At 37.1% G+C, this 25,389-nt stretch carries 19 protein-coding genes; 14 read left to right on the top strand and 5 right to left on the bottom strand.

What is annotated here, in order from left to right:
- Nucleotides 1-11: 11 nt before the first annotated feature.
- Complete coding sequence (locus DIS06_RS16725) at nucleotides 12-1,220, bottom strand: M20 family metallopeptidase (RefSeq protein ID WP_110114374.1); 1,209 nt, start codon at nucleotides 1,218-1,220, stop codon at nucleotides 12-14.
- A 212-nt stretch (nucleotides 1,221-1,432) separates the two neighbouring features.
- On the opposite strand from DIS06_RS16725, the gene DIS06_RS16720 reads away from it, so the two are divergent.
- Entirely contained in the window at nucleotides 1,433-2,101 is a 669-nt protein-coding gene (locus DIS06_RS16720) for a phosphatase PAP2 family protein (protein ID WP_110114373.1), read from the top strand.
- 26 nt (nucleotides 2,102-2,127) lie between these two features.
- Here the strand turns inward: DIS06_RS16720 and DIS06_RS16715 are convergent, their stop codons facing one another.
- Together DIS06_RS16715 and DIS06_RS16710 are read right to left on the bottom strand one after the other, a co-directional pair.
- Nucleotides 2,128-3,519, bottom strand: a complete 1,392-nt coding sequence (locus DIS06_RS16715) for a hypothetical protein (protein ID WP_110114372.1) — start codon at nucleotides 3,517-3,519, stop codon at nucleotides 2,128-2,130.
- A 231-nt stretch (nucleotides 3,520-3,750) separates the two neighbouring features.
- Nucleotides 3,751-4,257: an antibiotic biosynthesis monooxygenase family protein gene (locus DIS06_RS16710; protein ID WP_110114371.1), complete on the bottom strand. Its 507-nt coding sequence runs from the start codon at nucleotides 4,255-4,257 to the stop codon at nucleotides 3,751-3,753.
- Between the two features lie 189 nt (nucleotides 4,258-4,446).
- Here DIS06_RS16710 and DIS06_RS16705 point away from each other — a divergent pair, with 189 nt between their 5' ends.
- The 6 genes from DIS06_RS16705 (at nucleotide 4,447) to DIS06_RS16680 (ending at nucleotide 13,794) form a co-directional block, all read left to right on the top strand.
- Entirely contained in the window at nucleotides 4,447-6,612 is a 2,166-nt protein-coding gene (locus DIS06_RS16705) for a transglycosylase domain-containing protein (RefSeq protein ID WP_110114389.1), read from the top strand.
- Between the two features lie 233 nt (nucleotides 6,613-6,845).
- Nucleotides 6,846-7,889, top strand: a complete 1,044-nt coding sequence (gene hemE / locus DIS06_RS16700) for a uroporphyrinogen decarboxylase (RefSeq protein WP_110114370.1) — start codon at nucleotides 6,846-6,848, stop codon at nucleotides 7,887-7,889.
- A gap of 100 nt (nucleotides 7,890-7,989) precedes the next feature.
- Nucleotides 7,990-8,937, top strand: a complete 948-nt coding sequence (gene hemH / locus DIS06_RS16695; protein ID WP_110114369.1) for a ferrochelatase — start codon at nucleotides 7,990-7,992, stop codon at nucleotides 8,935-8,937.
- 161 nt (nucleotides 8,938-9,098) lie between these two features.
- On the top strand, nucleotides 9,099-10,508 hold the full coding sequence (gene hemY / locus DIS06_RS16690) for a protoporphyrinogen oxidase (RefSeq protein WP_110114368.1): 1,410 nt from the start codon (nucleotides 9,099-9,101) through the stop codon (nucleotides 10,506-10,508).
- Nucleotides 10,509-10,657: 149 nt separating this feature from the next.
- A complete protein-coding gene (locus DIS06_RS16685) occupies nucleotides 10,658-11,230 on the top strand; it encodes a TetR/AcrR family transcriptional regulator (RefSeq protein WP_110114367.1) in 573 nt (190 codons plus the stop codon).
- Nucleotides 11,231-11,361: 131 nt separating this feature from the next.
- Nucleotides 11,362-13,794, top strand: coding sequence for a YhgE/Pip domain-containing protein (locus tag DIS06_RS16680; protein ID WP_110114366.1), 2,433 nt, complete (start codon nucleotides 11,362-11,364; stop codon nucleotides 13,792-13,794).
- A 47-nt stretch (nucleotides 13,795-13,841) separates the two neighbouring features.
- Here DIS06_RS16680 and DIS06_RS16675 read toward each other — a convergent pair whose 3' ends face one another.
- A complete protein-coding gene (locus DIS06_RS16675) occupies nucleotides 13,842-15,983 on the bottom strand; it encodes a peptidoglycan D,D-transpeptidase FtsI family protein (protein WP_110114365.1) in 2,142 nt (713 codons plus the stop codon).
- Between the two features lie 263 nt (nucleotides 15,984-16,246).
- Between DIS06_RS16675 and DIS06_RS16670 the strand changes: the two genes are divergently transcribed.
- The 5 genes from DIS06_RS16670 (at nucleotide 16,247) to DIS06_RS16650 (ending at nucleotide 22,947) form a co-directional block, all read left to right on the top strand.
- Nucleotides 16,247-17,131: a carbohydrate ABC transporter permease gene (locus DIS06_RS16670; RefSeq protein ID WP_110114364.1), complete on the top strand. Its 885-nt coding sequence runs from the start codon at nucleotides 16,247-16,249 to the stop codon at nucleotides 17,129-17,131.
- On the top strand, nucleotides 17,131-17,958 hold the full coding sequence (locus DIS06_RS16665; protein ID WP_110114363.1) for a carbohydrate ABC transporter permease: 828 nt from the start codon (nucleotides 17,131-17,133) through the stop codon (nucleotides 17,956-17,958). Before DIS06_RS16670 ends, DIS06_RS16665 begins: the two co-directional genes overlap by 1 nt.
- Nucleotides 17,959-18,063: 105 nt before the next feature.
- Nucleotides 18,064-19,362 carry an ABC transporter substrate-binding protein gene (locus tag DIS06_RS16660; RefSeq protein ID WP_110114362.1) on the top strand — a complete coding sequence of 433 codons (1,299 nt, stop codon included), beginning with the start codon at nucleotides 18,064-18,066 and terminating at the stop codon, nucleotides 19,360-19,362.
- A 194-nt stretch (nucleotides 19,363-19,556) separates the two neighbouring features.
- Nucleotides 19,557-21,353 carry a sensor histidine kinase gene (locus DIS06_RS16655; protein WP_110114361.1) on the top strand — a complete coding sequence of 599 codons (1,797 nt, stop codon included), beginning with the start codon at nucleotides 19,557-19,559 and terminating at the stop codon, nucleotides 21,351-21,353.
- 1 nt (nucleotide 21,354) lies between these two features.
- Complete coding sequence (locus DIS06_RS16650; RefSeq protein ID WP_110114360.1) at nucleotides 21,355-22,947, top strand: response regulator transcription factor; 1,593 nt, start codon at nucleotides 21,355-21,357, stop codon at nucleotides 22,945-22,947.
- 57 nt (nucleotides 22,948-23,004) lie between these two features.
- Here DIS06_RS16650 and yhfH read toward each other — a convergent pair whose 3' ends face one another.
- Complete coding sequence (gene yhfH, locus DIS06_RS16645) at nucleotides 23,005-23,136, bottom strand: protein YhfH (protein WP_110114359.1); 132 nt, start codon at nucleotides 23,134-23,136, stop codon at nucleotides 23,005-23,007.
- Nucleotides 23,137-23,392: 256 nt separating this feature from the next.
- Here yhfH and DIS06_RS16640 point away from each other — a divergent pair, with 256 nt between their 5' ends.
- The gene (locus DIS06_RS16640; protein WP_110114358.1) at nucleotides 23,393-24,127 is read left to right on the top strand and encodes an MBL fold metallo-hydrolase; all 735 of its coding nucleotides are present in this window, start codon (nucleotides 23,393-23,395) and stop codon (nucleotides 24,125-24,127) included.
- A 12-nt stretch (nucleotides 24,128-24,139) separates the two neighbouring features.
- The gene (gene lplA, locus DIS06_RS16635; RefSeq protein WP_110114388.1) at nucleotides 24,140-25,129 is read left to right on the top strand and encodes a lipoate--protein ligase; all 990 of its coding nucleotides are present in this window, start codon (nucleotides 24,140-24,142) and stop codon (nucleotides 25,127-25,129) included.
- The last annotated feature ends 260 nt before the right edge of the window (nucleotides 25,130-25,389 follow it).

Genomic DNA, 25,389 nt, shown 5'->3' with positions numbered 1-25,389 from the left:
TTAATCTGGTCTTATTTTGCTTCAACCGTTTCTTGTACATCTTTATTTTGTTCTAAATAGCTTAGTGCAACAGATCCTAATGTGTTAGCAGCAATTAACATCGCATTCTCATCAAAGTCAAACTTCGGATGATGGTGTGGATATGGATTTTCGACATTTTGTGGTTTTGCGCCTGTAAAGAAGAACGTACCTTTTTTATGTTGTAAGTAGTAACCAAAGTCTTCTCCACCCATATGAGGCTCTGTTTCTTCAAGCAGTTGCACACCAGGAACATCTTGTGCAATTTTTACAGCAAATGCTGTTTCTTCTTCGTGATTTACCACTGGTGGATAGCCACGGTAAAAATTATATTCATATGTTGCATCAGCTGTTAGGCATGTACCTTGAACAATACGACCAATTTCTTGTTCAATATCGTTTCGTACATCTTCATTAAACGTTCGCACAGTACCAATTAGACGAGCAGAATCAGCGATGACATTAAAGGCATTTTCAGCAACAAATGAGCCAATTGACACAACGGCTGAATCAAGTGGATTTACACGTCGGCTCACAATTTGTTGAAGGTTACCAACAAGCTGAGCACCAATAACAATAGCGTCTTTCGTTTTATGAGGTTGAGCGCCGTGGCCACCAGAGCCTTTGACCGTAATTTCAAAGCGATCCGCTGCAGCCATCACAGGACCTGAGCGATATTGGATTGTTCCTGTTGGTGTCAATGACCACAAATGTGTACCGAAAATAGCGTCTACACCCTCCAAACAACCATCTTCAATCATCGATTTGGCACCACCAGGAGCGAACTCTTCAGCATGCTGATGAATAAGTACGATGGTTCCTTGAATTTCATCTTTCATCTCAAAGAGTGTCTTTCCTAAGATAAGAAGTGTAGCAGTATGCCCATCGTGTCCGCATGCGTGGGATACACCAGGCACTGTCGACTTGTACGGAACATCTTTTTCATCTTGAATAGCTAAGGCATCAAAGTCAGCACGAAGCGCAACTGTCTTACCTGATTTTCCACCTTGAATGGTTGCGACTAAACCGTTACCTCCTACTTGAGCACGGACGGGTATACCAAGTTTTTCATAAAATGAGCGAATGTAAGCCGCTGTTTGGAATTCTTTGAACGATAATTCAGGATATTGATGGAGGTAACGACGAATTTCCACCATTTCGTCATATCGCTTTTCTAGTTCAGCATATAATCGAGATAGCATAAAACATTCTCCTTTTTATTTGCTTTTGTTGTCGAAAATCTTTAATTGAAAGTTTTATTGAATGAATTGTTTGATAGTTTTCATTATTATATCACTTTAGCGTAAAAAAGAAAGGTTACAACATCACTTTTTAAAGAAATGACATTGCTGTTAAGCGCTTACTACATGCATAATAGAAGAAAGTGAATTGAACGAAAAAAGGTGGAGTATAGGTGAGAAATCCAAGGGTTATCATGCCAACAGGATTGGTGTTGTTGATCGCATGCTGTGTTGTTTTTATCCTTTCAGCATTAACTGTTACGTCTCAAAGAGTTAGGATGGATGAAAAGGGGTTAGCGTTCATGGTGGGAGTGAGCGAAGCTGTCCCATTTTTACATGTGTGGGAGTGGGTTTCTTTTTTTGGCTCTAAATGGGGAATCATTTCCATCTCACTTATTGTAGCAGTTGTTCTTATTCTTGCAAAACGAGATTATATTGGTGTGGTGACACTTTTCGTATTTGTAGGAGGGGGAGATGTAATTAATAAAGCAGTGAAAGAGTGGATTGCTCGTCCAAGGCCTGTGTTACATGTAGAGGGCTATAGCTTTCCGAGCGGTCATTCGATGATTGGAACCATTGTCTACGGACTAATCATCTTCTTTCTATTTTTACATATGAAAAATCAGCGTGTGAAAATAATAAGCGCATATGGACTTGTGATACTACTGATGCTGATTGGCCTTAGTCGCCTAATCTTAATTGAGCATTACTTGACTGATGTCATTGCAGGGTATAGTTTAGGAGGCATCTTACTACTAATGGCTATCGCGTGTTATAACTTAACGTATGCTTTTTTAAATCCAAAACCATCTTCTTATCCAATCAATCAAACAACCAGCTGAGTGTTTCAACTCAGCTGGTTGTTTAATTAAATTAAAAACATCGCAACAATTGTTGTTACAACTAACCCGATGACAACGGGCTTTAGGTTCCTTCTAGCGAGCTCAAATGGACTTACTCCGCAAATGGCAGCAGCTGGAATGAGTGCCCAAGGAACAAGCGTACCACCACCGACCCAAATGGCTGCTACTTGACCAAGTGCAGTGAGGGTGGCAGCTCCTGCTCCAATAGCAGTTGCAAACAGTTGAGCAATCGATCCGACGAGTGAAATACCTGAGAAACCTGAGCCATCTAATCCTGTAATGGCCCCCACTGTTGTGAGTGTAACAGCGCCAATTTGTGCATTAAGTGGAACAATCGAAGCGAGTGCTACCCCTAAGTCATTGACAATCCCATGTGACGTTTTTGGAAGGTGTTCACCAATAATAGTTGTAAAGCCCGAGTCTCCTAAATAAAAGAATGCAGCGATGGGAATAACAGGGCCGAAGACTTTAAACCCGAATTGAAAACCTTCTATTAAATAGGAAGTGGTTTTTTCAAGACCTGCTCCTTTATGAGCAACTAATGCAACAATGATTAAAATAAAAACAGCTGTACCACCGATGAGAGCTGTGGCATCTCCACCTTGAAGATTAAATTGAAACATTGCGAATACGTTTAAAGCAAACAGAACAGGAATGATAACAGCAATCCATTGTTTTGCTTTTAAAGAAAGTGTCACAGATTCTTTTTCTTCATTGGTAGGAATAATGGGAGAAGTTGTTTGTGGAAGTGTACCATTTCTTATGTCGCGTTTTAAGAAGTAAAAAGCGACAACAGTCGTGACGATTCCCATTGTGAAAACGAGGGGAATACTTGCTTGTATGACGTCACTAACAGGTAGACCAGCGGCATCTGCTGTTAGTTTCGGAGCGGCTTGAATAATAAAATCTCCTGATAATGCAATACCATGACCAAATAAGTTCATGGCCATTGCTACCCCTAAAGCCGGCAGACCTGCGCGAATCGCAACAGGTAATAACACCGCGCCTAGTAAAGCGACAGCTGGTGATGGCCAGAAAAACCACGAAATAACCATCATGAGAATACCGATAATCCAATAAGCAAGACTAGGTGAACGAATGAAGCGTGTAAAAGGAGCGACCATTAAATCATTAACACCAGCAACAGCTATTGCTCTACTCATGGCCACGATGATAGAGATAATAAGAATAGTAGGAAGTAGTTCACTAATTGCATAAATAAAGCTATTGAATACCCCACTAATAGAACCTGTTAGCGAAGAAGTAGCCGTAATAGCTAAGAGGAAAATCCCTGCAATACAAATTAAACTTGTATCTCGCCTCATGACCATAAACCCAATGATGATAAAAATGAACGAAACATAAATCCAATGAAGAGCTGTTAATTCAACTCCCATAAAATAACCCCCTCTATAGGTCAATGTACTATAGGATATGAACGGGTAAAGTTGTTGTGAAAGCGGTCCAGAAATTTTGAGAGGATAAAGTGAAAAGATTCACAAAGTATTCTGTTTTGTAGTACGATAAATAGAACATACCATCCATATGACTAGATTTTCGAAAAGGAAATGTTGCGGGGAGAGGCTAATAGGAGTGTTTCACCCTTTTTGCCTCCGCCCTGTTTTTGTTTAACCCTCTATCACTTGATAATGTGTTACATAAGAAGGTCTTGGGAAAATCGATTGTTGGTCGACTCCTTCAGACGTACCGCGTTTTTTATGCGCTTTGTCATATGCTTTTGATTCTTGCCAGTTTTTAAAGGATTGCTCGTCTTTCCACATCGTTAAAATGATATACGTGTCACGTTTAAGAGGACGTAATACACGAATAGCCGCAAAACCAGGCTCTTTTTCAATGAGGCGAGCACGTTGATTAAATCGGTGTTCAAATAAAGGTCTTCCTTCATCGGATACGGGAATATTGTTTAAAACGGCAAATCCACCTTCAGGTAAGTTCCCAACTGCATCTAACACTTCATATGTGTGTGCCTCATTAAACACCGTTTTTTCTTCTGTTTCATGAAGAAGTGCGAATTGGTCTTCTTCTTTGTGCATGAGTACCATTGTTTCTTGTGCATATTCTTCTTTTACTTTTCGTAAATAATCCTGTGTTCCGTATGTGATAAACACGTTCATACGTCATTCCTCACTTTCTAATTGGAAATTGTATACATTTGCACTTCAACTTGCATACTAAAATTATAAATTTTTAGTCAAAAAAATACAAAAAATGATGCTTGTCATTTAACATGTTAATTGATAGATATGGGAAGTTGGTGCAAGAACGTGAAGTCAAAACTAAAAGAATATTTACAGCGTTATTCAATGAAACAAAAAGGATTTTATTTCACATTGGCATGCATAAGCATGTTCGTTCTAGGCGTCGTGGGATACATTTTCATTTTGTTTCTTGGAAACTATGTGATTGATGAAAAAAAGTTTGTCATGAATTCAGCGACAAGATTAGTTGATCAAAATGGGCAAGAAATTACAAAGCTTTATGTTGAAAATCGAGATCTTGTTACAATTAAACAAATTCCAGAACATGTACAACAAGCATTTATTTCAGTGGAAGATGTTCGGTTTTATCATCATCATGGAATCGACGTGAAAGCCATTGGGCGAGCATTGTATCGAGACTTAGTAGCCGGTGGAAAAGTAGAAGGAGGAAGTACAATTACGCAGCAGTTAGCAAAGAATATTTTTCTAACCAACGATAAAACACTCCTTCGTAAAACAAAAGAAGTAGTCATTGCAATTAATCTTGAAAAACGATACAGCAAGAAAAAATTGTTAGAAATGTACCTTAATCAAATTTACTTTGGACATGGTGCTTACGGTATTGAAGCGGCTTCGCATTTATATTTCAATAAAGATGTTTCAGATTTAACAGTTGAGCAAGGTGCTCTTTTAGCTGCCTTACCAAAAGCACCTAACTCATATTCTCCTATCTTACATCCAGAAAAAAGCTTACAGCGTCGAAATGTTGTACTAAATTCAATGCAACGAGCAGACTACTTATCTGCAGAAGAGGTTGTAAGGCTGCAAGGGAGAACGTTAGGGACGGATGTTCAACAACGGGTAAAAGAGCCGGCATTCTTAACGTATATTGATATGGTGATGGAAGAAGCAAAAACAAAATACCATCTTTCAAATGAAGAGTTATTAAAAGGTGGCTATAAAATTACGGTACCAATGAGTCGAGATATTCAAAATGTCGCGTTCGATTTATTCCAAGAAAATAAGTACTTTCCAGGTACAGATCATGGTGCACAAGGGTCCTTTCTCTTAATGGATAATCAAACAGGTGGGGTATTATCTGCCATTGGCGGCAGAGATTATGTTCAAAAAGGGTTGAATCGTCTTCAGGTGAAACGACAGCCTGGTTCCATAATGAAACCTTTAGCTGTGTATGGTCCAGCTCTGCAAGAAAAGCTGTTTAGACCTTATTCATTATTAGAAGATAAACAAACGGCATATAACGGTTACATTCCCCGCAATATTGATGGGAGCTATGAGGGAGAAGTAACAATGTACGATGCGTTAAAAGACTCTAAAAATGCGCCAGCTGTCTGGGCACTAAATGAACTAGGCGTTCGTACGAGTAAAGATTATTTAAATCGTTTAGGGATGCCTGTGGAAGATAAGGGCTTAGCTATTGCATTAGGAGGATTAGGTGAAGGAGTGTCTCCTGTTCAGTTAGTTTCCGCTTATCGAGCATTCGCAACCACTGGGTCAACCATTCAACCGTATTTCATTCAAAAGATTGAAGATCGAGAAAATAACGTCATTGCTAAAGCTGAGAAGGTCGAGAAAAAAGTTTTTTCAAAACAAACAGCATGGTACATGACAAGGATGCTTGAAGGTGTTGTAGAAGAAGGAACAGCTCAATCAGGAACATTTGAAGGAGCGCTTGCAGGGAAAACAGGCTCTACGTCTTATTCCGCGATAAAAGGAGCTACAAGAGATACGTGGTTTGTCGGGTATACCCCTGATGTGGTTGGAGCAGTTTGGATGGGTTATGATAAAACGAATGAAAATCATTACTTAACAAAAGGAAGTTCGTATCCAACGCGCCTATTTAAAGACATTTTAATGCAATCAAACCTGAAACATGCGACAGCGTTTAACCAACCAAGCGATACAAAAGATTTAGAAGCACCTATTCGTTTACACGCTGTGGATGATTTATCGAGTGATGTGACATTTAAGCCGTTAGGGTTGTTCACTGTCAAATTGCAGTGGACGCCTTCTGAAGATGAAAGAGTGATTTATCACGTGTATGAAGAGCGTAATGGAGAGGCGGAATTAGTCGCAAAAGTGGAAGGACAAGGCGCGTATGAAGTTGAACGCGTGAATGTGTTACATTTACCTACTTACTATGTTGTTCCATACAACAAACAGACGAAAAAGCATGGTAAGCAATCGAATGAAGTCATTCCTGCTTTTTTTGGTAGTGAGCAAAGCTTAAAACAAGAAGAAGCCAGTTAATAGTTAGACAATTTTTTGACATTTTACGGATGTACCTATACAAGATGGAAAAGAATCGGTATAGTGTCAAATAGAGTATATTATTTTACGTATCTTAAGCATTACTCACAAACATTTATGAACACTTATTAACGATGGATAGTTGCCAAAAGTAGATGCTTCTTGGCAACTATTTGTGCGAACATCTCTATACATAATCGTCATGTTTAAGGCAACGGAGAAAGGTGGAAATTATGAGTCAACGTCAAATAAATGAGACATTTTTAAAAGCATGTAGAGGGGAAAAAACAGATTACGTACCAGTTTGGTATATGAGGCAAGCAGGAAGATCGCAACCAGAGTATCGTGCGATTAAAGAAAAGTATTCACTGTTTGAAATTACAAAGCAACCTGAACTTTGTGCATATGTTACACGGTTACCAGTCGAGCAATATAATGTAGACGCAGCCATTTTATACAAAGATATTATGTCACCGCTTCCTGCTATTGGGGTAGAAGTTGACATTAAGCCAGGAATTGGACCAGTGATTGATAACCCAATTCGCTCGATTCATGATGTGGAAAAGTTAGGGGAAATTAACCCTGAACAAGATGTACCATACGTTTTAGAAACAATTAAATTATTAACAACTGAACAATTAAATGTTCCGTTAATTGGATTTGCAGGAGCACCGTTTACATTAGCTAGTTATATGATTGAGGGCGGTCCTTCTAAAAATTATAATAAAACGAAAGCATTTATGTATGCGGAACCAAAAGCATGGTTCGCGTTAATGAATAAGCTTGCAGACACTACGATTACGTATGTAAATGCTCAGATTGATGCGGGAGCAAAAGCTGTTCAAATCTTTGACTCTTGGGTAGGTGCTTTAAATGTAGCAGATTACCGCTACTATATTAAGCCTGTGATGGAGCGTATTTTCTCAGAACTTCGCAAAAAGAATGTTCCATTAATTATGTTCGGAGTAGGAGCAAGTCATCTAGCAAAAGAATGGCATGACCTTCCGCTAGATGTTGTTGGCTTAGATTGGCGCTTACCGATTCAAGAAGCACGTAGCATGGGGATTACAAAAACGGTGCAAGGTAACTTAGACCCAGCTATCTTGCTTGCTCCATGGGAAGTAATAGAAGAGCGTGCAAAAGCAATTCTTGACCAAGGAATGGCGAACCCGGGCTATATCTTTAACTTAGGTCATGGGGTATTTCCTCAAGTGAATCCAGAAACATTAAAACGTTTAACGGCATTTGTTCACGAATATTCTGCAAATAGACAATAAATTGTAAGAATTTCAAGAGCTCTATTTTTTGTGTTTACCGTTTTGTTCGTGGCAAAATGAGAACAAGAGCTTTTAAAAAACTAACAGGGGTGTCGTACACATGAGTAAAAAAACAATGGGTTTACTAGTTATGGCATATGGTACGCCTTATAAAGAAGAAGACATTGAACGTTATTATACACACATTCGTCATGGAAGAAAGCCTTCTCCAGAGGCACTTCAAGACTTAACAGAGCGTTATGAAGCAATCGGAGGTATTTCACCGCTTGCGAAAATTACCGAAGATCAGATGCAAGGTTTAGAGCAACAGTTGAATAGCATTCAAGATGAGATTGAATTTAAAGCCTATCTTGGTTTAAAGCACATTGAGCCGTTTGTTGAAGATGCAGTTGAGCAAATGCATAAAGACGGTATCAAAGAAGCGGTCAGCATTGTTTTAGCTCCTCACTTCTCAACATTTAGCGTGAAATCTTACAATGGTCGTGCAAGAGAGACAGCTGAAAAGTTAGGTGGACCAACAATCCATTCAGTAGAAAGTTGGTATGATGAGCCGAAATTTATTTCTTATTGGAGCGAGCGTGTGAAAGAAACCTTTACTTCAATGAGTAATCAAGAAAGAGAAAAAGCTGTGTTAATTGTTTCAGCACACAGCTTACCAGAAAAAATCGTTGCAAATGGTGATCCTTATCCTCAGCAATTGCAAGAGACAGCCGATTTAATTGCTGAAGCAGCAGATGTGAAAAATTATGTGATTGGTTGGCAAAGCGCTGGTAATACACCAGAGCCTTGGATCGGTCCCGATGTACAAGATTTAACACGTGACTTGCATGAAGAACATGGCTACACATCATTTGTATATGTACCGGCAGGATTTGTCGCTGATCATCTTGAGGTATTATATGATAACGATTATGAGTGTAAAGTTGTGACGGATGAAATTGGAGCAAAGTACTATCGTCCAGAAATGCCAAATGCACAATTAGCATTTATCGATGCGATGGCAACAGTTGTGTTAAAGAAGCTAAATGAAGGAAATGCTCTTTCTTAACCACTTATTGTATTGGTGAGTGTCGGAGAGATGCTGATTTAAGATAGTGTGGAGTGAGTATTCATCATTCCACACTGCTCGTTTAACGGTGATAAAGTTCACGAAAGTAACAAGATATGAAGAATCAATTAGGTAGAAATTATTAAAAAGGCGATGATAACGTGAGTACAAAAAATAAAAAGGTTGTCATCATCGGTGGAGGAATAACTGGTATTACAGCCGCTTATTATTTGCAGAAGGAAATAAATGAAAAAGGGTTACCCATCGAATTTACATTAATTGAAGCGACTCATCGATTAGGTGGAAAGATTCAAACCATTAGTCGTGGAGGGTTTACAATTGAGCGTGGTCCAGATTCATTTTTAGCCCGCAAATTAAGCATGTCTAAGCTTATTAAAGAGGTAGGATTAGATCATAAGCTTGTTCATAATTCAACTGGAAAGTCGTATGTACTTGTGAAAAATCGATTACATCGAATTCCAGAAGGTGCAGTAATGGGAATTCCAACTCAAATTTCACCGTTTGTGACAACAGGCTTATTTTCACCAGCTGGAAAGTTGCGCGCTGCGGCAGACTTTGTCATTCCAAGAACAAAGGTGGATGGAGATCAAGCATTAGGAAGCTTTTTCCGCCGTCGCTTAGGGGATGAAGTGGTAGAAAATTTAATTGAGCCATTGTTATCAGGGATTTATGCAGGCGATATTGATCGTTTAAGTTTAAATGCAACGTTTCCTCAATTTCTTCATGCAGAGCAAAAACATCGTAGTTTAATTGTTGGGATGAAAAAGCAACGTGCACTTCAACCTAAGCCTATGGGTGAACAGAAGAAAAAGGGAATGTTTTTAACACTTACAACAGGCTTACAATCGCTAGTTGAAGCGATTGAGGCTCAATTAACTCCTCAATCTGTTTTAAAAGGAACTCGCGTAGAGCATATTAAGAAAATAGATGAAGGGTTTACTCTTACTCTCAATAATGGAAAAGTGATAGAAGCTGATAGTGTCATTGTTACATCTCCACACCAAGCTGCACAATCAATGCTTGCTCATTATGAAATGTTTGAGCCATTTCAAAATATGCCCTCAACGTCTGTTGCAACGATTGCAATGGCGTTTCCGGAAGAAGCGATTAAACAAGATATTGACGGTACAGGCTTTGTTGTATCACGTAATAGTGATTATACCATTACGGCTTGTACGTGGACGCATCGAAAATGGCCTCATACAACACCAAAAGGCAAAGTGCTATTGCGTTGTTATGTAGGAAAAGCAGGGGACGAAGCAATTGTTGATCAATCAGACGATGAAATTATGAAGGTCGTATTGGACGATTTGAATAAAATTATGAACATTGATACGACTCCAGAATTTTATATTGTCACACGGTGGAAAGAAGCGATGCCTCAATACACAGTTGGTCATAAAGAGCGATTAGAAGTACTTAGTCAACAATTACAATCTGAATTGAAAGGGTTGTACTTAGCGGGAAGCTCTTATGAAGGACTAGGATTACCTGATTGTATTGATCAAGGTGAAGAAGCGGTTAAGAAAGTGTTAACATATTTAAAATAAGAAGAAAAGCTCTCCGTCGGTCGTATATTTATTTTAGGGCGACGGAGCTTTTTTTGTTGAGAAGTAGTTGAACCGATAAGCAAGTGTATGATATAGTAATCAAGTACTTATTGACTGATTTATTCATTTGGTCATTTTGGAGGTGTATGATGAGTATCGATCGTCGGCAATTAGTCGTAGAGGCTGCGACAAAATCGTTTTCGCTATTTGGTTATAAGGCAACAACAATGGATCAAGTTGCAAAGCTTGCAAACGTAGGAAAAGGTACTATTTATACGTTTTTTAAGAATAAAGAAGAGTTATTTGACCAAATTGTTTCAACGATGATTATGGAAATGAAACAAGAGGCAGAGCAAGTAATCAATGATCATCGTACTTTTTTTGAAAACGCGCAAGTAGCTTTATACCGTATGCTTGAGTTTCGCACTCAGCATCAATTAATGATTAAATTGCTTCAAGAAGAGAAAGAGATTGGTACATTAGCGGTTCAAGATGTGTTAACACGTGTGGAAAATGCTATTGTTTCTTACATTAAACAAAAGATTGAAGAAGCGATTGACAAGCAAGAAATTGAACAATGTGATCCTGAAATTACAGCTTTCTTACTTTTAAAGATGTATATTGCACTTGTATCGGATTGGGAGAATAATCACAAGCCACTTTCAGAAGAGAAAATTGCGGAGTTAATTGAATTATATTTTTTAAGAGGATTAGCTCGTTAAAAGAGTAAAAATGCCACCAGTGGCGTAAAGTTGTTGGTGGTCGATATCTTTTAACTGTATTGCTCTTTTTTTATGCTACTAATTGACCGAATGAGGAAAATAGTCATTTGTTTCTAAATAAGGAGGATATTATGAAACAGTCAACATTACGCAGTGAATTTGCAGCTTTGTTTAAGAATAAAAAGTTATTGATTCCTGTATTAGCTGTGTTATTTATTCCATTATTATATGCTGGAATGTTTTTATGGGCGTTTTGGGACCCTTATGATCAATTAGATGAGTTACCTGTAGCGATTGTTAATAAAGACGCAGGTGCTACATTAAATGAAGAACCATTAAACGTAGGAGATGAATTAGTTACAAAGTTAAAAGATAATCCTCAGTTTAAGTGGAAGTTTGTAGATGAAAAGGAAGCCAAAAAGGGATTAGAAGATCAGACTTATTACATGGTGATTGAGATTCCTAAAAATTTCTCACAGCATGCCACAACGTTGCAAGATGACAAACCTATGAATATGGATCTTGTGTATACACCAAATGAGAGCTTTAACTTTTTATCTGCTCAAATTGGCGGAACAGCAGTAGACAGAATAAAAGAAGAAGTATCAAATGAATTAACGAAAACATACGCAGAAGAAGTATTTAGTAAAATTCAAGACGTATCAGACGGCCTAGCAGCCGCGAGTGATGGTGCAACAGAGCTTCATGATGGCATTAATAAAGCGAAAGATGGTTCTAGTGAATTAAACAACGGACTTGTTTCGGCAAAAGATGGTACGTCAAAATTAGATGACGGTATCGGAAAAGCGAAAGATGGAGCAGGTAAGCTAAGTAATGGCTTAGATGAGTTAAACGGTGGAATTGTTTCAGCAAAAGATGGATCTTCTAGATTAAATCAAGGTGTTAATCAAGCAAAAGACGGAGCTGGTAAGTTAAGCAATGGCTTAAATGAGCTTAACAGTGGTGTCGGACAAATGAAAGATGGTCAGTCACAACTGTTAGAAGGTGCCCAAAAAGCACAAGGGGGCTCTGAGCAACTATCATCGGGTCTACAAAAGTCGTTAGCTGGTATGAAAGAAATGGATGGCAAATTGCCTCAGTTAACGGAAGGAACAAAAGGTGTAAGTGATGGAGCAAGTAAATTAGCTACCTCACTAGACGCTTGGCAACAAGGTGCACAAAAAACAAAAGCAGGTGCACAACAAGTGAATCAAGGATTAGCTGATATGGAAGCTCAAATTGATCAACTAATAAAAACGACTGACGATCCGCAACAGTTAGCTATGTTAAAGCAATTTAAAGAAAGTGTTGCGCAGTTATCAGCAGGTAATCAACAAGTAGAAGGTGGACTAGGTGAGTTAGCAGGCTCTGCGTCTCAATTGCAAGCCGGTGCTAGCGATTTATCAACAGGTGCTTCTCAAGTTCACCAAGGTCAAGTCGCTCTTAGTGGTGGTGTGAAAGAGCTTTTAAAAGGTCAAGAGCAACTAGCGAATGGTGCAGCTGAATTAACAAAAGGTCAAGGTGCGCTTGTTCAAGGACTTGAAACATTTGGTGAAAAAATTAGTGAAGCAAAATCAGGTGTAAGCCAGTTAGCTAAAGGTGGAAATGATCTTTCAACTGGCTTAGGAGAACTATCAGATGGTTCAAATGAATTATCTAGTGGCATGTCTCGTTTAGCGCAAGGTTCAAACGAGTTAGCCAAAGGTGGAAATGATCTTTCATCTGGTTTAGGAGAATTATCGAATGGTTCAACACAACTATTTAGTGGAGTGTCTCGCTTATTAGAAGGCTCAAGCGAATTAACGGATGGTATGGGGCAATTATCAGAAGGTTCAAATGAACTTTCATCAAAGCTTCAAGAAGGAGCCGATGAAACAAGTAAAGTAAAAGCAAACGACGATGTCTATGAAATGTTTGCAAAGCCAGTAGAAGTAAAAGAAAAACGAGTCAATGAAGTACCGAACTATGGAACAGGGTTTGCACCTTACTTCTTATCGTTAGGATTGTTCGTAGGAGCATTGTTATTATCAATTGTATTCCCATTAAGAGAGCCAGCATCTGTACCTAAAAATGGATTCTCATGGTTTATTGGTAAATTTGGTGTTCTTGTCTTAGTGGGGGTATTACAAGCGATTTTAGCTGATGTTGTCTTACTTGCTTTCTTAGGAATTGAAGTTCAAAGTGTACCGCTCTTTGTTACATTTAGTATCATTACAAGCTTAACGTACATTGCGTTAATTCAATTTTTAGTCACAACGATGGGAGACCCTGGACGATTTGTTGCGATTATCATTTTAATTTTACAATTAACAACAAGTGCAGGTACGTTCCCGCTAGAGTTAATCCCAGGATTTTTGCAACACTTTAATCCATTGCTTCCGATGACTTATTCCGTTGCAGGGTTTAAAGCTGTTATTTCAAGTGGTGACTATACGTTTATGTGGCAAAATGCATGGATATTAGGTCTATTCTTTGCAGCCACAGTTGTTGGAACGATTATTTATTTTACGGTGCAACATAAGCGCCAATTTAAAAACACAAGTGAAACAGAAGTAAGTTTCTAAAATAAAAAAATGAGAGAATCTCAATTTTGAGGTTCTCTCATTTTTTATTACTGTTCGTCTACCACTTGTTCATTTTCTTCTTCTCTTAATTCCTCTTCACCTTTAGCTGTTAACCCAAAGTATGTATCAAGCACTTGACGGCCAATTTCTTGACTTAGAGAACTTGAACCACCTTGCATGTATGCAGAAGGAACAACAACGACCATTGATACTTCTGGATTATTGTGAGGTGCATAAGCAATTAGTGTCGAGTTACGAACGGATCGACCTTTATTATAAGCTTCGGCAGTACCCGTTTTTCCTGCAGGACTGTAAGGAGCGCTAGAAAATTGCTTATAAGCAGTTCCTCCAGGTACTTGCATGACGCGTCTAAAGCCTTCTTTCACTCGATTAATTTGATCATCTGTCATCGTGACACGATTTAAGATATGAGGTTCAAATGAATGCTGAATACTCCCAAGATCTTCTGAACCTAACAATGGCTCACGAATTTCTTTCACAAGTTGCGGCTTCACGCGATACCCACCGTTTGCGATGGTGGAAACATATTGAATGAGCTGTAACGGTGTATACGTATCATATTGTCCGATAGATAAATCAAGTGCATTACCAGGCTGTGGATTTCTTCCTGTAATACCAGTTGATTCACTATCAAGTTCGATTCCCGTATGAATGCCTAGTCCAAATTGTGCATAATACGAACGAAGTTTCTCGAATGTTGAAGATCCAATACGAAGCGGACCATCATATACATAAGAAGCATTGGCCATTGCCATGACTGTTCGAAACATATATACGTTAGATGAGCGTTGTAGAGCTGTTACATCATTAATGCTTCCCATATTTACATATGATTTCTTCGGTGGTGAAGAAGCAAATTTCAGAGGTTGGTCCACAAAATACTGATTAGGACGAATCGCCCCAGAGTCAAAACCAGCTAAAATGGTTGCACCCTTAACTGTTGAGCCCATTTCATAAGAAGTGGTCATGTTTCCTAGAGCAAAGTCTCTAATTTCTGCTTTTTTTGTTTTAGAATCAATCACATATTGCTTTCCAGCCATTGTTAGAATCTCGCCTGTATGAGGGTCCATTAGCATGACGAAAATACGATCTAACAATGGGGCTCCACCAGATGCTTTTCCTCGCTGTAAGCCTTTTGTAACAATTTCTTCGACTTGTTTCTGTAATTCCATATCAATTGTTAAAATTAAATCACTACCACGTTGCCCTTCAGATACTTGATTAGTTTCAATTACTTGTCCTGAACGATTGGTCACAGATACCATTCTTGCTTTTTGTCCATGAAGAACGTGTTCGTATTGTTTTTCTAAATAACTTTTCCCTACTTGATCATTTCGACTATAATTACGTGATAAAAAATAATCTAGTTGTTCACGTGGTAGCCCTTCATCAGCTGATGTAACGTTGCCTAATAGTGTGCGAAGTAATCCATCATATGTATATTGGCGGTCCCAATAGGTCATCACATCGATACCAGGTAGGTGTTGGAGATGTTCACTTACTTTTGCAAATTCTACGTCTGTGACATTGCTTTTTACAATTTGAGGTGTCAGTGCATAGCCTGTGTCCATTTTGATTTTAATCGCAATGACTTCTAAATCAGACTTTAATGTTTGTAACTCTTTCTTTGTAATGCGATCTAACTGAAGTTTGTATAGATCTTTTTCTTCCATTTCATCATTTTTTACTTTTTCTAAATCTTGTTCCGTTAGTTTTGCTTCTGCTTTTTTCGGGTGTTTAATGAGCCAATAATCTTTTAAATCCCGTTCTGTTATACGAACCTCACCAGGTACCTTCTCTCTTTCTTTGTTTTCACCTTCAAGAAATGAAGAGTAAAAAGGCATGTCAATCATTTCAGCTAATTGCGTTGCCACTTCAATCCGGTCTTGCTGCTTCGTATTTTGAGAACGTGTATACGTAATTGCTTTTAATGGTTTATTATCCACAATGACACGATGGTATCGGTCGTACATATGACCTCGTGGCACGGGTGTGTGAATTACAACATCTTCTGTTTTTTCAACTTCTTCTTTATAACTCTCACCTGATACAATTTGAACGAATCCTAATCGTAAAATAAGTAAAGAGAACAATAAGAAGACAATGAAAAATAAAAAGTTCAATCGAAATGGTATATGGGTTCTTTTCTTTTTCTTCTTTTTCTTCATTCACTTCACTCTTTCTACCTCAATAATAAAAGATTATTTTAATAGTATAGTATCACAAAAATGTCATATAATGTATGAATTTGACGCCTTTAAATAATTTAGGATAGAAGAACTATGAAAGTGTATTTATTTGATAGTTTGTTTACGTTTTGAATAATTGTCTTGATAGAGGTAATCAATATTTTCCACCCTGGTCGTCAATGCAGTCTATCCTCAATTCACAAAATGTTTACTAGAATAAACATACGAGGGGGGACGAGAAAATGAGCAATCAAAAGAAGCTTAAAAAAGCAGGTTTGTTTATGTTATTTGTTGGTCCAGCTTTTTTAGCGTTCAGTATAATCGTTCTGTATCCGTTCTTATCAGGTGTTTACTATGCGTTTACAAACTGGAACGGAGTAACAGGGAACATTGAGTGGGTTGGACTTGATAATTTTAAATACTTATTATTTGAAGATGAACAGTTTCGTCGATCGTTTTGGATTACAACGAAATATACGGTTGTAGCCATTTTCTTAACGAATGCAGTTGGTTTTTTCTTAGCGTTATTAGTAACTCAGATGTTAAAAACACGAAACATTTTACGAACGGTGTTTTTCTTACCAAACTTAATTGGTGGGTTATTACTTGGATTCGTTTGGCAGTTTATTTTTGTAAGAGGTTTCGCTTCAATTGGAGCGTTAACAGGGTGGTCCTTATTTGAACTTCCTTGGCTTGGAGACGAAAAGACAGCATTTTGGGGAATTGTCATTGTAAGTGTTTGGCAAGGGGCTGGTTACATTATGATTATTTACATAGCGGCCCTTCAAAACGTACCGCAAGAATTAATTGAAGCGGCGAAGATTGACGGTGCAACACCATGGCAAGTTCTTCGTCATATTACCGTTCCATTAGTCGCGCCAGCTGTCACAATTTGCTTATTTTTAACCATCTCATGGTCATTTAAAATCTTCGATGTGAACTTATCACTAACAAATGGTGGTCCATTTAAATCAACAGAAATGTTAGCGCTTAACATTTATACAGAAGCATTTGTAAATAACCGATATGGTGTTGGAGAAGCGAAAGCATTAATTTTCTTTATCGTTGTTGCAACGATTACAACACTGCAAGTCATGTATACGAAGAAGAAGGAGGTTGAGTCGTAATGAATAAAAGATATGGTTTAAAGTTATTTTCTCTTGAAGTTCTAGCCATTGTATTAGGGCTCATCTTCTTAGTACCATTTTATTATGTTGTATCCAATTCTCTGAAGTCATTTGCAGAGATCTTAACCAATACGTCTGCGTTACCTTCATCTCTACAATGGTCAAACTATGTAGAAGCGTTTGAAAAAATGAATTATGTAAAAGTTTTTTCAAATTCACTCATCATCACGGTAGCAAGTAATATTGTCATTGTTATTTTCTGCTCGATGGCCGCTTATATGCTTGTTCGTACAAAAAAGAAGATTAGTAACATTATATTCTTTACATTTGTAGCCGCGATGGTTATACCGTTTCAATCGATTATGATTCCATTGATTAAAACAGCAAGCGCTTTAGGATTAATCAATAGCATTTGGGGTCTAGTTATTATGTATTTAGGATTTGGATCAGGACTCGCTATCTTCTTATATCACGGATTTATTAAAGGAATTCCGATTGAATTAGAAGAAGCAGCCATTATTGATGGATGTTCAACACTAGGGGTGTTTTGGAGAATTGTTTTTCCGCTCTTAAAGCCTATTACGGTCACAATTGTCATCTTAAATAGCCTATGGATTTGGAATGATTTCTTATTACCGTTACTGGTTCTGCAAGATCCAGAATTACGTACCATTCCACTTGCAACGTTCTTCTTCTTTGGTCAATATACAAAGCAATGGGACTTGGCACTTGCAGCATTAGTGGTTAGTATTATTCCACTATTAATCTTTTTCTTTGCAATGCAAAAACATATTATTAAAGGAATTACGAGTGGATCAATTAAATAAGTTCATCAATATTTTCCACTCGTTTGTTCAATATCATCACCTGTTCATTCTTACTAGAACATGTAAAATGAAAGTAGTTCCGTTATACGATGATCAAGGGGGTAAATAAAAATGAAAAGGTTTTCAACACTTGCGTTATTACTAGCTTTTGTTTTAGTATTCGCATCAGCTTGTTCCAACTCAAGCAAAGAATCATCAAGCGGTGGTTCAGGCGGTGGCTCTGGGGATGGGAACCAAGTAGTCATTGATATGTTCCAATTTAAAGTTGAGATTGCTGATCAATTGAAAGCGTTAACAGATGAATATACGAAAGAAAATCCAAACGTTAAATTTAATATTCAAACTGTAGGTGGCGGAGCAGATTATGGTGCAGCTTTAAAGGCACAATTTGCTTCAGGAAATGAGCCAGATATCTTCAATAATGGTGGATTCCAAGAAGCACAAACATGGTTAGAAAAGTTAGAAGATTTATCTGATCAACCTTGGGTAAATGACCTTTATGACGTAGCGAAAGAGCCAATGACAGTAGATGGTAAAATCTATGGTCAGCCTCTAAACCTTGAAGGATACGGATTCATTTATAACAAAGAATTATTTGAAAAAGCAGGCATTACAGAGTTACCAAAAACATTAAAAGAATTAGAAGAAGCTTCTAAAAAGCTTGAAGCAGCTAAAATTACACCATTTTCAATTGGATATGGCGAGTGGTGGGTATTAGGTAATCACTTATTTAATATTCCAATGGCGCACCAAGACAATCCAGATGCATTTATCGCAGCGTTAAATGAAGGAAAAGAAACATTTGCTGGAAACGAAAAGTTCGAACAATTTATGAACCTATTCGATTTAACAGTGAAGTATGGTAACAAAAATCCATTAACAACGGATTATAACACGCAAGTTACACAATTTGCAGCTGGTCAAACAGCGATGATGCAACAAGGTAACTGGACAGTAAATATGATTACTGAAATCAATCCTGAAATTAAAATGGGCTTCTTACCAATTCCAATCAGCGACGATGCTGAAGCAAACGATAAGCTAGCTGTTGGTGTGCCAAATAACTGGGTAGTCAATAAAAATGCTCCTGAAGCAGATAAAGAAGAAGCGAAAAAATTCTTAAACTGGATGGTAACATCTGATACAGGGAAACGTTTCTTAGTGGAAGAGTTTAAATTTATTCCAGCCTTCAGCACAATCGAAGGTACAGGCATCGATTCATTATCAGACGATATCTTAAAGTATTCAAACGAAGGTAAAACATTATCTTGGAACTGGTTTAAGTATCCAGATGGAGCTGTTCAAGAGTTTGGTGCATCGATGCAATCATACATTGGTGGCCAAAAATCGAAGGAAGAGTTTCTGAAATCGCTAGATGATATTTGGGCAAAAATGAAGAAATAATAGACGTACAAAAATAGAACATGACGTAGAGTCGTGTTCTATTTTTGTATGAAATCCATGTTAAAAGTAGCTCCTCTATTAGAAAAAGTGCTATAACGTCTTCACGGAAGGGATAGTGTGAACTTTAGTAAGACAGTCTAACAAGTTTCATATATAATAAGAAGAAATGAAAGCGTTTTAAAAGGGGGCTACATATGGGATGGAGTATTCGTAAAAAACTGGTTATCTTCTTGCTGCTTGCAACAGTCGTTCCATTTACATTATCTAATATCATTACGTATTACTACACAACAGAGTCGGTCAAAGATCGATTCGTATCAACGAACTATAACGTAATTGAGAACGGAAAAAATGATGTAAGTAACTATTTAGAAGAGATTACACAAATTACACCTAGGCTATATGGTTATCACCCATTTATTATGGTATTACAAGAAGGAATCTTAAGTGATATTGGTTCAAATCAACAAGAAGTTTATCGTACACTTCTATATCTCTACAATACGAGACCAGAAATTGAACAGATTCACCTCTATATTCATAAAGGAAGTGATTCATATACGATTTACAATGCAAAAGTAAGTAGTCGTGGTAAATATGAAGAAGTATATACACATCCTTATTACTCTACGTTAAGTAAGCGGCATGCCTTTTTAGCTGTCGAGCCGACTCATGAAATTTACAGTTATAATAATCTATCAAATCTCAGGCGTTCATCGCCAACGAATGTGATGAGTTTTCATCACTTGATTAATGAAATTCCATCTGATCGATTTTTAGGCTTTTTATCAATTGATGTAAATTTATCTCAAATAGCTGCAATTTCGGACCGTCTATACGACAAAAGAACAGAAGAGTTTTATCTTATGAATGAGAGCGGTACGGTTATTTATTCCTCTAATGCAGAGCTGATCGGTAAACGAAATGAAAAGTCATGGTTCAAAAAGATAAAAGAACAACCGAAACATGAACATAATTTAGAGTGGAAAGATAAGTCGTTTTCTGGAGTGATTGTTCATGATACATTCTCAGAGTCTTTTGAAGGCTGGCATATTGTAAAGCGAATTCCATACGATGTGCTATACGAAGACGCGCGAAAAACTGCATTTATTAATGTATTAATTGGCATTCCTTTTTTAGTCATCGTCATTGTAGCCACTTTAATGATTTCATTTAAACTAACATCACCAATTAAAATGCTCATTCAAAATATGAAGAAAGTCGAACAAGGAACATTTGAAGTAGATTTCAACTCATTAGGAAATGACGAGTTTGGAGTACTAGGACGTCACTTCACTTCGATGGTCCAAACCATTAATGACTTAATTGAGCGAAAATATCGGTTAGAACTCGAAAACAAATCAACACAATTAAAAGTATTACAGTCTCAAATTAATCCACACTTTCTCTATAATGCCTTACAGTCTATCGGTACATTAGCATTAAAGCACCGAGTTGTACAAGTCTATACGCTCTTAACCTCACTTTCTCATATTATGAGGTATAGCATGAATATGAAAGAAGATATTGTTACATTAGATCGTGAAATTCAGCATGTTACGTCTTTTTTAACGTTACAAAAACAGCGTTTTAGTGAGAAGTTTGACTATGTAATAAAGATTGATAAAGAGCTACATCAAGCAGAAGTACCTAAAATGATTTTACAGCCGCTAGTCGAAAATTCGTTTAAACATGGATTTGAGAAAAAAGTAGGGGGTGGCTATTTAGAAATTAACGGCTATAAAAAGAAAGATGAAATCGTTTGCATTAAAGTAACAGATAATGGAGGTGGAGTAGGTCGAGATAAGTTAGAAGAACTAAATCACCAGCTCATGCAGGATGAGAAAGAGCAACAAGAAAATATTGGACTGAAAAATATTTATGATCGGTTACATATTTATTATGGGGATGAAGCGAATATGTTTATCGAGAGTGAGCAAGATCAATATTTTACAGTCACCATCGAGTTGCCAAACATAAGGGGGGATTGACGTGAAAGTATTGATCGTGGATGATGAACAACACGTAAGAGAAGGTATTCGGTTATTAGGTGAATGGAAAGAGAATGATATTTCACAAGTACTAGAAGCAGAGAGTGGAGAACAAGCAATTGAACTGATACAAGTTTATAAACCAGAGATTATTTTTACGGATATGAAGATGCCTGAAGTAGATGGAATTGCATTACTAGAATGGATAAAGAATCACCATGACACGAGTAAAAGTATTGTTGTAACAGGATATGATGACTATCACTATATGAGAAAAGCGATTCATTTTGGCAGTACAGATTACATTTTAAAACCAATTGATCCAGCGATTTTAAATGATACATTGAAGCGTGCTGTTCAAGATTGGAAAAAAGAAGAGCAAAACAGGCAGAAACACACGAACAGTCACCAGTTAATGAATGAAATGAAGCCTATCTATCGAGATCGAAAGCTTACTCAGTTAATGAACAACCATCTAATCAATGGGTCTATTTATCAAGAGTTTGGATTTCACTTTTCTCAACAGTACCAAGTAGCCATTGTTCGAGTGGATCAGAAAATCATTGATGCTTTTCAAGGTGACCGAGATTTAGTTTACTTTTCTATTTTGAATATTGTGAATGAAATGCTTCATGAAGAAAAGTGTGGCATTGCTTTTCGCTATCTATCTAACAAAGGAGAAATTGTGATGATTTTTTGGAATCGTTTCGATCATGTACAACACATGCTTGAAACGATGCACTCTTGTATAAGGAAAACACTAGAGGTTTGTTGTTTCGTAGCTATTGGGCCAGTCGTGAAAAGCATTGAAAACCTTATGCTTTCATACAATGGAGCGAAGGATGTGCTTTTGCATACAAATGTGTTAGACCAGCGTGAAGGAAAGGTGTATGCCGAGAATCATATTGAAAAGTTGGAAATTATAAATGTCATTGATTACTTACCTCAAATAAAAGAAGCAGTACAGCTCGGTCAATTCGAATTATTTGAAGACATTCTTACAGCCATTATGCAACAATTTCAGGTAACGCGTTACTTATCGTTAAAACAATTACTTCACCTTGAAAAAGAATATCAGTTAATGAGTCAACAATGGATGAAAAAGTATGATGTTTCACATTCAGTAAGTCCGTATGGAGAAGACGTTGTTTATTTCTTTTTCGATGATAATGGTGACTTTGACCTTCAAAACTACATGAATCGTAAAAGAAGAGAGGTTCATTTTTTTGTCAAAATCGTGAAGCGACATACAAAAAAGAAAAATCAAGATGTCATTTATGATATTGAGCAATTTCTTCAAGCAAACTTTGACCGTGATGTAAAGCTGCAAGAGATTTCAGATCGTTTTTATCTAAGTAGAGAATATATCTCACGTAAATTTAAGCAGAAGTTTAACGAAAACATTTCTGATTATCTGGTGAAAGTGCGAATGAATAAAGCTAAGCAACTTCTACGAAATGAGGAGCTCAAGGTTTATGAAGTAGCCAATATGATTGGCTATCAAGACGATAAATACTTCCGAAAGGTATTTAAAAAAATGGAAGGTGTCACACCAAATGAGTATCGAACCTCTATTCGTGTTTCAACGACATAAAAAGCAAGCTGTATTAATACAGCTTGCTTTTTATAGTTAAGATACCGCTTACAAACATTACTTCATTACATCTAAGCAATTGTCACATTTATTTCCGTAGCACTCGTGCTGTTCTTCCATATCTTTTCCGCATTCCATGCACTTTTTAGTCGGTAGATTTTTAAAAAATTCAGTCATTTTTTCTAACATTTTTACATCCCCTCCGTTGTTTTATTAGTTTTATTGTATTATAACAGATTAAATTCTGTCAACTATGTTTTATAACAAAAACACCTATTTTTAAAAAAACAGGCTCAATTTTTGTCGTTTTTATAAAGGAGTTCTATTTTGTATTATAACAGTGACATAAAAGAATAAATCATCTAGATTGTTTTCTAACTACCTAGATGATTTACAAGTAGGGTATACTAATGAGTAGAAAACTTGAAACAAAGGATGATGCCAAATGAAAGTAACCGTTGTTGGTTTTTGGGGAGGATATCCTCATAGAAATGAAGCAACATCTAGTTATTTAGTGGAGCATGAAGAGTTCTCGTTGCTAGTTGATTGTGGAAGTGGGTCACTCGCTCAATTACAAAATTACATACAGCCAGAAGATGTTGATGCGATGATTATTTCACACTATCATCATGATCATGTGGCGGATGTTGGTGTTTTTCAATATGCAAGGCTAATTCAGAAACATTTAGGAAACGCGTTAGATGTTTTACCGATTTATGGGCATGCTCATGATAAACAAGGATTTGAGCGGTTAACTCATACAGATATTACGCAAGGTTTCGCTTACGATCCAAACGAATCATTGCAAGTCGGACCGTTCACCATTTCATTTTTAAAAACAAAGCATCCTGTTACTTGCTATGCGATGAGAATACAAGCAGGTGATGAAGTCGTTGTGTATACAGCTGACTCAAGTTATTTGGAAGAATTTGTATCATTCTCAACACATGCAGATTTATTGATTTGTGAATGTAACTTCTATGGTCATCAAGATGGAAGTGGAGCAGGTCACATGACAAGTATTGAAGCTGGAAAATTGGCATCAAACTCAAATGTCAAACAATTAATGCTAACGCACTTACCGCACTATGGAGATCATCAACAATTAGTGGCAGAAGTAAACCAGCATTTTAAAGGTGACATTACACTTGCTCATGCTGGTTTGACTTGGGGAGAATAAGGAGGATTCATGTTGTTATTTATTGATAATCAAAACATTACAGATCCACGCATTAACTTAGCGATTGAGGAGTATGCGTTAAAAAATCTAGATATAAATGAAACGTATTTACTTTTTTACATAAATGAGCCATCAATCATTATTGGGAAAAATCAAAACACAATTGAAGAAATTAACACAAAATATGTAGATGACAATGGCATTCACGTTGTACGTCGTCTTTCAGGTGGTGGAGCCGTTTATCATGACCTTGGCAATTTAAATTTTAGCTTTATTACAAAAGATGACGGCGAGAGTTTTCATAACTTCAAGAAATTCACAGAACCGGTTGTTGAAGCACTAGCAAAACTAGGCGTAAAAGCTGAGTTAAGTGGCCGAAATGATATCATTGCACAAGGGCGTAAAATCTCTGGTAACGCTCAATTCTCTACACGCGGGCGTATGTTTAGTCATGGCACGCTATTATTTGATTCGGAAATTGAGCACGTGGTATCCGCATTGAATGTAAAAAAAGATAAGATTGAATCAAAAGGAATTAAATCAATTCGTAGCCGCGTCGCTAACATCAGTGAATTTTTAGAGGAGAAAATAACAATCGCTGAGTTTAAGAAGTTGCTTCTTTCTTATATCTTTGAAGGTGAACAAGAAATCCCAGAATACAAACTGACAGAAGCAGATTGGGACAACATTCACCAACTCTCAAAAGAACGCTATCAAAATTGGGATTGGAATTACGGGAAATCACCAAAGTTTAATGTTCAACATTCTCATCGCTTTCCAGTCGGACAAATCGACGTGAGGTTAGAAGTAAATAAAGGAACGATTGAGCAATGTAAGATATTCGGAGACTTTTTCGGTGTTGGAGATGTAAGTGAAGTGGAACAAAAACTGACAGGCATCCGTTATGAAAAAGCATCAATTGTACAAGCTTTAGAAGATGTGGAGATTAAGCATTACTTCGGTAACATTAATAAAGAAGAATTTATTGACCTCCTTTACTAAAAAATAATAAGAAGTAGAGCAGCTATTTTCAATTGAACCCATTCAAATATCTCTTTCCTCCAACGTTCATTTAATGGACATAAGAGGGAAGGGATGTTGAATAGAAAGTCTTTTTCCCTACCTCGATATATGAATAACCCACGCTAATTTTCTTCCTTTAATCACATATAACCTTTTGTGCATTTAGTTTTGTTTTTATAGAGGTAATCGCTACTTGTTAGACAAGCTGACTTGTCGAATTCACTTGTCAAGGTAGAACG

Origin of the sequence: Bacillus sp. CGMCC 1.16541, assembly GCF_003184905.1 — a bacterium.
Taxonomy (GTDB): Bacteria; Bacillota; Bacilli; order Bacillales; family Bacillaceae_H; genus Priestia.
The sequence above is the reverse complement of the archived record's forward strand: the minus strand, read 5'-3'. Positions and strand labels throughout refer to the sequence as shown.